The organism is Agrobacterium genomosp. 2 str. CFBP 5494 (genome assembly GCF_900013495.1).
GTDB lineage: Bacteria > Pseudomonadota > Alphaproteobacteria > Rhizobiales > Rhizobiaceae > Agrobacterium > Agrobacterium pusense.
The window spans coordinates 1,958,391-1,969,799 of record NZ_LT009719.1 but is presented as its reverse complement, the minus strand read 5'-3'; the positions used below and the strand labels follow the sequence as shown (position 1 = coordinate 1,969,799).

Genomic DNA, 11,409 nt, shown 5'->3' with positions numbered 1-11,409 from the left:
GGAGGGCCGGTTCCTGTCACTTCAGCTTGCTCTGCAGCTCTTCCTTGATCTGCTCCACCGCATCCGTGCCGCTCATGAAGCCCTGAATGGCCGGAGCGATGACGTTGAGCGCGGCATCATAGGCAGGCGAAGCGACACCCGTGATCGTCGTTTTCGGATCGAACACGGCTGCTTCCGCAAGTGACGCATAGGTGGCGTTCGGCTGCATCGCCTTGTAATCGCTGCCCTCGGTGATCGATTTATAGGCCGGGATATGGCCGGCATCGGCCCAGCTGATGGCGTGTTTTTCCATCCAGCCGATTACCTTCATCACCGCGGCGCGTTTTTCGCCGGAAACGGTCTTGTCACCCTGGTTGGGAATGGCAAAAGCGTGTGAATCCGCCCATGTGGCGCGTTTACCCATGAAGGGCGGAACCTCGACCGCGCTCCATTTGAAGCCCAGCTTGTTGTTCTTTTCCAGGTCCTTGTAGGTCGGCACTTCCCAGACGCCGTTCAGCTGGAAGGCCGATTTTCCGGCGGAGAAGAGCGCGACGGAAGCGGGATATTCCGCCTGCTCCGGCGCCCAGCCGTTTTCGCGCCATTTCGACATGGTATCGATAGCCTTGGCGGCCTTCTCCGCATTGTCGCCGGCTAGCACCTCGCCATTGGTGACGAGTTCACCACCCTGCTGCGAGAACAAGGTGTAGAAGACGCGCCAGACACCGGCTTCTCCGCCGGATTGATACGTGACCGGCGTTTCGACGCCTTTTTCCTTGGCCCAGGCCAGCGCCTTCTCGAAGTCGTCTATCGTCTTGATACCGGTCAGCTTGCCTTCGGCATCGATATAAGGCGAGCCTTTGAGAAGATCGGCATTATAATAGAGAACCAGCGCGTGAATATCGAAAGGCACGGCATAAAGCTTGCCGTCATGGGTGGCCGCATCGAGCGGCGCACTGAAGAAATCGTCCTTCTTCAGGCCCGCATCCTCAAGATCCTTGTCGGTAATCTCGCTCAGCACCTTCTCCTGCAGCGCCAGCGGCGCACGGGACAGGTGATAGGTCATGACGTCAGGTCCTTCGCCGACGGCAGAAGCGGTCCGTACCTTGGTATAGAAGGGCACGCCCCATTCGAGCGTCGTTCCCTTCACCTGAATATCAGGATGTTCCTTGTTGAAGGCATCGATCAGCGCCTTCATGCGCACGCCGTCACCGCCGGACAGGAAATCCCACCAGACGATATCCTGTCTGGCCAGCGCCGGCAGGGCGGTCAAACCCAGAACCGTGCCAACAAGCAATGTCTTGATCAGTCGCATCGTTCACTCCTCCCGTTTTCTTTGAAAACACCCCATCGGGGATGGTCTGCTGTATCGACAGGCGCCTCCTCGCGCCTATCGCAACCTTCTGCCGTCGCTGTCGAAAACCATGATGTGGTCGGGCGCGGCGGTGAGCGAAACCGGACGGCCATCCAGGCTCTCGCGCGAGCCCTGGCGCTGCACGATGATTTCCCTGCCGGCCCCGGTGCGGGTATAGAGGTAGGAGACGTCGCCCAGCTCTTCCGCGACCTCGACGACGACCGGCAAGGCACCGTCCTGTGTTATGATCAGATGCTCGGGCCGGATCCCGATCTCGACACGCTGCCCGGCGGAGACGGGTTGCGAGAGCCGCGCCTCGATATGTCCATGCCCGCCATCGGGCGAAAGCGTCACGACGCCTTCGTGCTGTCCGACGACGTCCGCCTGCAGGAAGTTCATCGCCGGTGAGCCGATGAAGCCCGCGACGAACCGGTTATCAGGATCGTCATAGAGGGTGAGCGGAGCGCCCGCCTGCTGCACGACGCCGCCCTTCAACACGAAGATCTTGTCCGCGAGCGTCATGGCCTCCACCTGATCATGGGTGACATAGATCATTGTGGCACCCAGCTTGCGGTGAAGCCGGGTCAGCTCCAGCCGCATCTGCACGCGCAACTCCGCATCGAGGTTCGAAAGCGGCTCATCGAACAGGAAGACCTTCGGCTGTCGAACGATGGCGCGGCCGATGGCGACGCGCTGGCGCTGTCCACCGGAAAGCTGCGACGGCTTTTTCTGCAGATGATCTTCCAGCTGCAGGATGCGGGCCGCCTCGCCCACCCTCTCATTCACCTCCGCCTTCGGCCGGCGGGCAAGACGCAGGCTGAACGCCATGTTCTCGAACACCGTCAAATGCGGATAGAGGGCGTAGTTCTGGAAAACCATCGCAACGCCGCGATCCGCCGGCTCGACGGCCGTGACATCACGGTCGTCGATGGCTATGCGTCCGCCACTGGTCTCTTCAAGACCGGCAATCATCCGCAGCAGCGTGGATTTTCCGCAGCCGGAAGGCCCGACGAAGACCGCGAAGCTGCCGGTCGGGATGTCCATCGAGACATCCCGGATCGCCGCGAAGGAGCCGAAGGACTTGGCAATATTGTTGAGACGGACACCCATGGCCGCCTCACTGAACCTTCAGACGCAGCACATGATAAGACAGCGCCGGCACGGAGCCCTTCAGCGCTCCGTCTTCGACGCCGACACCGCTGCCCGGCACCGGCACGACACGATCCGGCTGATCCGGGCCATTACCGACACGCAGATCATATCCCGCCATGGCCAGATGCAGATCGAGCGTGGCCGACGAGAAACCGGTGAGGCTGACATCGAGGTCGGCGGCCTCGGTCAAGTGCCGGTTCAACACGAACAATGTCACCATGCCTTCCGCCTCGTCATAGACACCGGCGACATCGAGATATTTGACATCATCGGCCGCATTGCAGTCATAGGTCGGGCAATCAACGGCGACATTCAGCGCGACGCCACGGCCATAAAGCGAAGCGAACTGGTATGGATAATAGATAGTCTGACGCCATGCCGGGCCGTTCTTCTCGGCACGGATGGGGGCGATGACATTGACGAGCTGCGCGATGCAGGCGATGCGGACCCGATCCGAACGGCGGATGAACTCGTTGAGCAGACCCGCCACGAACAGCGCGTCCTCGAAATTGTATGTCTCTTCGAGAAGCGCGGGCGCTTCCGGCCAGTCCCAGCTCTTGATGCGTTTGCCGTCTTCTTCGCGGATGTGATACCAGACGTTCCATTCGTCGAAGCAGATGGAGACGTCGTTCTTGGCGCGCTTCTTCGCCTTCACATAATCGATGACGCCCGCAATCGTCTGGATGTAGCGCCCGGTTTCCTCGATCTTGCCGAAATAATTCAGCGTGTCGCGGCTGTTATTGCCGAAATATTTGTGCAGCGAGATGTGATCCACATTTTCATAGCACTCCTCGAGAACTTCCCGCTCCCATTCGGGATAAGTGGGCATGCCGTCATTGGAGCTGCCGCAGACGATTGCTTCAATAGTCGGATCGAAACCCTTGACGGCCTTGGCGGTTTCGTTGGCGAGACGCCCGTACTCCACCGCCGTTTTGTGACCGATCTGCCAGGGACCGTCCATTTCGTTGCCAAGGCACCACATTTTCACGCCATGCGGTTTTTCGGCGCCATGGCTGCGGCGCAGATCGCTGAGCGTCGTACCGCCGGGGAAGTTGACGTATTCGAGGAAGTTGCGGGCGTCGTCCAGACCACGGGAGCCGAGATTGACGGCGAGCATCATCTCGATGCCGGCCATCTGCGCCCAGTCGGCGAATTCATTGATGCCGATCTGGTTGGTTTCCTTGGAGCGCCAGGCGAGATCAAGACGGATGGGACGCTGGTCGCGCGGCCCAATACCGTCTTCCCAGCGATAGGCCGAAACGAAGTTTCCGCCCGGATAACGGATGGCCGGGATCTTCAGGTCCTGCACGAATTTCAGAACGTCCTTGCGAAAGCCGTTTTCATCCGCTTGCGGATGGCCCGGCTCGTAGATGCCGCCGTATATGGCGCGCCCCATATGTTCGATGAAGGCGGAATAAAGACGATCGTCGATACGCCCAATCCGGAAGTCCCGGTGGACTGAAACCCGCGCTTTCATAAGGCTCTCCTCCCATGCGCATTTATATCGTGAAATGTGGTATAAACCACATTTGATAATATAGTTGCCGAGGGAATCCGCGCCTGTCAACCGCGAAAATCATACTTATTAAATTTGCTGGATCAGGCAGCCGTTCGCAGGCGCAGAACGATGTCCTGGTCGTAATTTCCGAACCCGCGGCCAAATATGTTCAGCCCGCCCGGATGTTTCGCATCCGCCTTGACCTCGATGCGCAGCCGGATGGAACGGTGGCTGGTCAGATCGATATCCGCGAGCGTCACATCCGAAATCCGGGTCCCATCCACAAAGGTTCCCTGGGCGGTAATCCGCCATGTTTTCAGCATACCGTATTGCGAACCGGACAGCTTCCACCAGTCCGGCGTAAATGTTCCCCGCTTGTCTCCGAAATCGCCGGGCGACGTCCAGACGCCGATTTCCCTGCCGTTGACGGACAAGGTGATGTCCGACGGCCAGTTGCTGTGGGTTCCGGGAACCTCGGAACTGACCTCCATGGAAAACTCGACTTCCTCGACCTCCCGCCCCTGAATCTTGGCGTTATTGGGGAACTGATACTCGACGAAACCCGATGTCAGCCATAACAAGGCCGTCTTCATGCGGTCCGGATCCATGAACGTATCGGGCACATCCAGAAGCCCGATAATGCCCTCCGGCGAGCAGATGCCACAGGGCGCCGTCACCGAACTTTGCGTGTAAAGACCGAGAGGCATCGCCACGGCAATATAGTTTGAGGTCGCCGGGGTTTCGGGTTTCCGGAAGGAAACGATGAGTTCGTCGCAGGTGGCAAAGCAGATTTTCTGGCTGCCCTTGCGCGCCTTGCGCGTCTCGGTGCGCAGCAGTCCCGCCTCCTCAAGAACCGCCACCCCTGCGGACACGGTGGACTGCGGCAGATCCAGTCTCTGGGCGATTTCATTCACATTGAGACCGCTCGCCTCGTGCAAGAGCTTCAATATCTGCACGCGGATCAGCGATGCGGCCGCTTTCAGCACATCGAATTCTTTTTCAGCATCAACGAGAAGGAAATTGGGCGCCATATTCTAATCTTCAGATTTATCGATCCAGATCAGAATTTCTGGCTTAAATGCCATGCACTTGTCCAGTGCTGTTTGCCATGCAGGCGCTTCCAAAAGACGGAAAGCGGGATTCACCGCCCTCGCTTCATGAAAAAGGCATCGCCACGCGGCTGCGAGACCGCGCGGCGGTGCCCTTTCGTCGTCAGCCGCGCTTGCGCAGGGTCCGCGTGCCGGTGTCGACGAGATTTTGCGCTGCTTCATCCACGCTGGCGCGGCCGAAGGCGAGCGAATCGGCGATGGGGCGCATCACGCCGCGGTCGAACTCATTGGCGCCGATCGGGGCGGGCTCCGGATAGGGATCGAGCTTGCCCGACAGGCTCTCAATGTAATCCACCGTCTTGCGCTCGGTCTCGTTGAGCGTCGGCAACAATGCCTCGCGCACAACCTTGGCGGGCGGCACGCCGCGCTCGACGCCGAGTACCTTGCCTGCTTCCAGATCGTTGACGAAGAAGTTGATGAATTTCGCCGCCGCTTCCGCGTTGGTCGAAGTGGACGAAATGGACCAGATGAGGCCCGGCCGATAATAATGCCCGGTCGGCTTGCCCGGCCCCTCACCCGGCAGCATGCCGATGGACAGCGTTTGCTTGTTGAGTTTCTGGTAACCGACAAGCTGGTTGGAATAGGCAAAACCAATGGCCGAATTGCCAAGCGTCAGCGCGTTGGATTCGATGGTATTGTCGTCACGCGTCTGGATATCGGCGGAAACGCAAAGCTTGTTCTCGCGCAGGTCCTCCCAATAGGCGAACCATTCCTTGGCATCTTCCTTGTTGAAGCCGATGGTGCCGTCCTGAAACAGAAGCTTGCCGCGCTGGCGCAGCCAGACATCGAAGACATAATGATAACGCGCGCCATAGGGTACGGCCCAATAGTTGCGCTTCGCCGGGCCGTTCTTCTTGAAATCGCGCGCCAGTTCAGCAAGCGCCTTCCAGGTGATCTGATCCTGTGGAACGGAAACACCCGCTTCTTTCAGCGTGTCGGCTTCATACATCATGCAGAAGGAATTCAGCCCGAGGCCGACGCCGTAAAGCTTGCCGTCGATACGGCAGAGATCGATCTCGCTTTTGCCGAAGGTGGAAAGATCAAGCGACTTGCCGACGAACTGATCCAGCTCCATGCAGGCGCCTCGACCCGAATAATCGGCGATGGTGGAGGGTTCAAGCTGGAAGATATCGGCGACGTTTCGCCCGGCCATCGATGTCGCAAGCTTGGTCCAGTAATCGGAACCGGCGATCATTTCCCCGCTGATCTCGGTCTGCGGATTGGCCTTCTGGTAAAGAGCGATCACATCGTTGGTGCGCTTGCTGCGATCGGCAGATCCCCACCACACGCAACGAAGCCGGGTTTCAGCCGCAGCCGCGCGAAAACCGCCCGCCGCAGCACCCAGGCTCGCCAGCGCCGCCGTCACCCAAAACCCGCGTCTATCAATCATTTGCATCTGCTCCTCCCGCGTTGTGCAAATTTTTCTGATATCACTTAAATTCTTGCAAATTTTCTTTGTTTGCAATATTTGCATCATAACAGATTTTTTTGCAAGCGCAGGAGCCGATATGAACGATACGCCCGACATCAGCCGTCCGCGCCAGTCGGATATCGCCCAGCGCGCCGGGGTCTCCATCAGCACAGTCTCGCGTGTTCTCGCAGGGGAAAAAGGAATCAGCGCGTCGATCCAGACCAAGGTTCTGGGAGTTGCGGCGGAGCTCGGATACCCCTTGCGACCGGCGACCAACCAGTCGGCCGGTGTACAGCCGGAAGGCAAGACAATCCTCGCGCTCATGTCCGCGGAAAGGGCGACGGGCGATATTGGCGCCTTTTACCACGATATTTTCGACGTGCTGCGCAGCCTCGCCCAGACGGACGGTTTCGAACTCGACATCAGGCTATTGCACCAGAAGCAGATCGACGATTCCCTGATCCAGCGGGTCTGTGAGGTGGACGGCCTCCTGGCCATCGGGCTCGATCCCGAGGAGGAGATCATCCACCGCATCACGCAGGGCGTACTGCAACCTGTTCTTGTCAACAGTGCTGACCCCTCCATGATGCTCGATTGCGTTTCGCCTTCCAATTTTTACGGCGGCGCGCTGGCGGCCCGGCGGCTTCTGGAACTCGGCCATCGCAAGGTGGCCTATATCGGTCCGCATCATCGCCACACTATCAGGGAGCGTATGCGCGGCTTCCGCCATACGATCCTTGAGGAAAAAGGAACGACCTATGAGGAGTTCCTGCTTTCGACGGCAGATAGCGGCTTCGGGCAGGCGGGCGACGCGGTTCGCCAGCTGCTGGCCAAAAAACCTGAACTGACAGGCATTTTCTGTATGAATGACGCAATTGCCCTTGGCGCACTCGGGGCAGCGCAGGAGCTGGGCCTCGGCGTTCCCGACGATCTTTCCATCATCGGTTTCGATGACCTGCCCTTTGCCGAACTTTCTACCCCACGTCTCAGCACGATCCGGGTCGATCGCCGCGAGATTGCGCGCGAAGCGGTTGACCTGCTGCGGCGGCGCCTGACCGAGCCTTCCGCCAATGCCCGTCAGGTGCAACTTGGCGTGCAGCTGGTGGAAGGACAGACAGCCGGCAAGGCGAAAAAGACGGGAAAGGCGACACGCGATGCATGATACCATGAGCAGACCCCATATGGCGCGATTTAATCCGCTGCACGGCAATCCGCTCAAAAGCCGCGCCGATGTCCGGCGGGCGCTGGATGATAGCTTTGCGCCGCTTCTTCCCTATTTCTCGCAGGGTGGCGCAAGGGTGACGCTCAGCGGAGCAGCCGCGCACTTCGACCGGGCGGCGGCCGATCTGGAAGGCTTTGCCCGACCGCTCTGGGGCATCGCACCACTTGCGCTGAGTGGCGATCGTTTCGACCATTGGCCGCTTCTCGCCCGGGGCATAGCCAACGGCACCGATCCTTCCCATCCTGAATACTGGGGTGATGTGCGCCAGAAGGATCAGCGGCTGGTGGAGCTCGCTGCAATCGGTTTTGCACTGCGGCTTGCGCCGCAGCATCTGTGGGAACCACTGTCCGATACACAGAAAGACAATGTGCGCCGCTATTTGCTGACCGCCCGTGAGCGCGGTTACGCCGATAATAACTGGAAGTTTTTTCGCGTCATGGTCGACATGGCGCTGGATCATCTCGGTATCGAATTCGATCGCAGCCTGACCGAAACCTTCCAGAAGGAGCTCGACGATTTCTATATATCCGACGGCTGGTATCGCGACGGCAACTATCGCCGCATCGATCACTACATTGCCTTCGCCATGCATTTCTACGGGCTGATTTACGCGAAACTCAGCAAGCCTGATGACGCCTATGCCGAGCGTTACCGGCAACGCGCACGGCTTTTCGCTGGCGATTTTGCCAGCTGGTTCGATGAGGATGGCGGAACCCTGGCTTTCGGCCGCTCCATGACCTACCGTTTTGCCTGTGGCGGTTTCTGGGCGGGCCTTGCCTTTGCCGACGAGGAGGCGCTGCCCTGGGGCGAGATCAAGGGCCTTTATCTGCAGCATCTGCGCTGGTGGGCCAAAAAGCCGATTGCCGATCGCGATGGCGTGCTCTCCATCGGTTACGCCTATCCGCAGCTCACCATGTCGGAAAGTTATAATTCTGCAGGTTCGCCCTATTGGGCTTTCAAGGCTTTCCTGCCGCTCGCCCTGCCGGAAAGTCATCCCTTCTGGCAAGCGGAGGAAAGGCTGCCCGAACCGTCCGCAAGCCCTAAGCCGCTTGTTCACCCCGGCATGGTGATGATGCGGACGAAAGGCAACGTCACGGCGCTCTCCAGCGGCCAGGAAAATCTCTCCATGCGCGGCGGGCCGGAAAAATACGCAAAATTCGCCTATTCCTCCCGCTACGGCTTCGGCGTGGAGGTGGACGAGCGTGGCTTCAAGACCAACGGTTTCGACAATATGCTGGCCTTTTCCGAGGACGGACTACATTACCGCGTGCGCGAGACCAACGAAAAGGTTCTGCTGGCGGGAGCAAGCCTGCGGGCGACATGGAAGCCGTTTGCCGATGTCGCCGTTGAAACCACGCTGGTTGCGGCTGGCGACTGGCATATCAGACTGCACCGGATCACCTCTGCCCGCTCCCTTTGGGTTACGGAAGGTGGCTTTGCGATCAACCGCAACGATGGCGACCGCGACGCCATGAGCGAAGAGGCCGGACGGGCGACGACGGATTGTGGCACTGACATATCGGCAATCATCGATCTCGGTTCGAGCATAGACCGGCACGGCGTGGCGCTGAAGGCACTGCCCAATACAAATCTCATCAACGCCAAGACCACCGTGCCGCAATTGCGCGGCCAGATCGCTGCCGGCGAGAGCGTTCTGATTTGCGCGGTCTTTGCCGGGGTGAGCGGCCCGGAAGGCGAGAAAGCAATGGCTTCGGTTCCAGCCATTCCCGACCTGGAGGCGCTTGATCGCCTCTTCGCGAGAGAGGGCGTGCCGGTCAGCAGCATGGCGGCCAGGGGAGAGCCGCAATGACGAGCCCGATTCCGCGTCTCAGCATAGCCATGGACCCGGAACGGACCGAGCATGTGCTGACATCGCAGGCGCTCGACAGGTTGTCAGAGAGGGTCGAGATTCTCGACACAGGCACAATCCGCGATTTCCACGATCCCGCGGTGGAAGAGCAGCTGGCGAAGACGGATATCCTCCTGACCGGCTGGGGCTGTCCGGATATCGGCGAGCAGGAACTGGCGCTGATGCCCCGCCTCAGGCTCATCTCCCATGCTGCCGGCACGGTAAAATATTTCCTGTCGCAAGCGGTGTTCGATCGGGGCGTTACGGTGTGCAGCGCCGCAGAGGCGAATGCGCAGCCGGTCGCAGAATTTTCGCTGGCGATGATCCTGCTGGCCGGCAAGCGGACCTTCGGCTTCAGGCGTCTTTATCTGGAGCATCGCGACCGAGCCCCGGTCGAGCGATTGCAGGCGCAGGCCATCGGCAATCTCGGCCTCACGGTCGGCATCGTCGGCGCGTCACGCATCGGACGTCGCGTCATTGGTCTATTGCAGCCCTTCGATCTCAATCTCATGCTTTTCGACCCGCTTCTCGGTGCTGCGGAAGCGGAAAAGCTCGGCGTCCGTCTTGCCTCGCTCGAGGAGCTGATGGCGGCGAGCGACGTCATTTCCCTGCATGCGCCCTCCCTGCCGCAGACGCGGCACATGATTGGCGCGGCAGCGCTTGCTCGCATGAAGGACGGCGCAACCCTGATCAACACGGCGCGCGGCGCACTTGTGGATGAAGACGCCCTTCTGGCCGAACTGAAAACCGGACGCATCGAAGCCGTCATCGACGTGACCGATCCCGAAGTGCCGCCGCCGGACTCACCCTTTTACAGCCTGCCGAACGTCTTCCTGACGCCGCATATTGCCGGCGCCACCGGTCTCGAACGGGCGAGGCTCGGCGACATGGCGATTGCCGAAATCGAACGCTTCTGCTGCGCGGTGCCTTTGCAGCAGCAGGTGCGGCCCGAACATCTGGACCTGATCGCGTGAGACCTTTCGAACCCGGCCTGTGCTCCGTCACCTTCCGCTCCCTGACGCCACAGGTCGTGATAGAGCTTGCGGCCAGCAATGGCATCAGGGCAATCGAATGGGGTGCGGATGTCCATGTCCCGCCGGGCGACCTCGAAAATGCGCGGCAGGTTGCTGCGCGGACGGCAGAAGCGGGCCTCTCCGTCTCGTCCTACGGTTCCTATATCTTCGCGCCGGATTTCACACCTGACGATGTGACCAGTGTGCTCGAAACCGCAAGGGCGCTCGGCACACAGCATATCCGTATCTGGCCGGGGCAACGCAAACGTCCATCCGCCGATTACACACCCGCGGAACGCCGCGCGGCAACGGAAGCGCTGGCGACAATTGCTCACCGAGCGGAAGACTACGGCATGACAATCGGTCTCGAATACCACCCGAATTCGCTGACCGACGCCCTCCCCTCCGCCCAGCAGCTGGCGCAGGATTTGCCGATGCCCAACCTGTTCTTCTACTGGCAGCCCGCCCCGGGCCTGCCGCTGGAAGAGGCACTCGCGGAAATATCCGCACTCGGCCCACGCATCTGCCATCTGCATGTGTTCGCCTGGCTCGCCGACGCCAGCCGCCTGCCGCTTGCCAACCGCGCAGACTACTGGCGGGCGTGCATCAAGGCTTTGCCTGAGGGCGAATGGACGAGACCCGCCTATGCGATGCTGGAATTCGTCAGGGGTGATGACATCGGCCAGTTTGCGGAAGACGCGCTGACACTAGGCAAGATACTCGCTGGCCGCGGAGTGGCCGATTAGCGCACGATTAACCTCACACGCGGCGTCACCCCCGGCCTCGTGCCGGGAACCTGATGATGTGGAACAAACACGTTCTTCA

At 60.1% G+C, this 11,409-nt stretch carries 9 protein-coding genes; 4 read left to right on the top strand and 5 right to left on the bottom strand.

What is annotated here, in order from left to right; all coding sequences use genetic code 11:
- Positions 1–16: 16 nt before the first annotated feature.
- The 5 genes from AGR2A_RS23960 to AGR2A_RS23940 all read right to left on the bottom strand — a co-directional run bounded on the left by AGR2A_RS23960 (position 17) and on the right by AGR2A_RS23940 (position 6,485).
- Entirely contained in the window at positions 17–1,291 is a 1,275-nt protein-coding gene (locus AGR2A_RS23960; protein ID WP_022562625.1) for an extracellular solute-binding protein, read from the bottom strand.
- Between the two features lie 75 nt (positions 1,292–1,366).
- Positions 1,367–2,440, bottom strand: a complete 1,074-nt coding sequence (locus AGR2A_RS23955; RefSeq protein WP_006700547.1) for an ABC transporter ATP-binding protein — start codon at positions 2,438–2,440, stop codon at positions 1,367–1,369.
- Between the two features lie 7 nt (positions 2,441–2,447).
- Entirely contained in the window at positions 2,448–3,959 is a 1,512-nt protein-coding gene (locus AGR2A_RS23950; RefSeq protein WP_080823392.1) for an alpha-N-arabinofuranosidase, read from the bottom strand.
- Positions 3,960–4,081: 122 nt separating this feature from the next.
- The gene (locus AGR2A_RS23945) at positions 4,082–5,011 is read right to left on the bottom strand and encodes an ArsR/SmtB family transcription factor (RefSeq protein WP_004444928.1); all 930 of its coding nucleotides are present in this window, start codon (positions 5,009–5,011) and stop codon (positions 4,082–4,084) included.
- A gap of 181 nt (positions 5,012–5,192) precedes the next feature.
- Positions 5,193–6,485, bottom strand: coding sequence for an ABC transporter substrate-binding protein (locus AGR2A_RS23940; RefSeq protein ID WP_072492951.1), 1,293 nt, complete (start codon positions 6,483–6,485; stop codon positions 5,193–5,195).
- A 112-nt stretch (positions 6,486–6,597) separates the two neighbouring features.
- On the opposite strand from AGR2A_RS23940, the gene AGR2A_RS23935 reads away from it, so the two are divergent.
- From AGR2A_RS23935 to AGR2A_RS23920, 4 genes are read left to right on the top strand one after another with little or no spacing between them, the layout of a single operon-like run.
- A complete protein-coding gene (locus AGR2A_RS23935) occupies positions 6,598–7,662 on the top strand; it encodes a LacI family DNA-binding transcriptional regulator (protein ID WP_072492952.1) in 1,065 nt (354 codons plus the stop codon).
- Complete coding sequence (locus AGR2A_RS23930) at positions 7,655–9,532, top strand: DUF2264 domain-containing protein (RefSeq protein WP_072492953.1); 1,878 nt, start codon at positions 7,655–7,657, stop codon at positions 9,530–9,532. Before AGR2A_RS23935 ends, AGR2A_RS23930 begins: the two co-directional genes overlap by 8 nt.
- A complete protein-coding gene (locus AGR2A_RS23925; protein ID WP_072492954.1) occupies positions 9,529–10,545 on the top strand; it encodes a hydroxyacid dehydrogenase in 1,017 nt (338 codons plus the stop codon). The genes AGR2A_RS23930 and AGR2A_RS23925 overlap by 4 nt, the downstream gene beginning before the upstream one ends.
- A complete protein-coding gene (locus AGR2A_RS23920) occupies positions 10,542–11,330 on the top strand; it encodes a sugar phosphate isomerase/epimerase family protein (RefSeq protein ID WP_080823391.1) in 789 nt (262 codons plus the stop codon). Before AGR2A_RS23925 ends, AGR2A_RS23920 begins: the two co-directional genes overlap by 4 nt.
- The last annotated feature ends 79 nt before the right edge of the window (positions 11,331–11,409 follow it).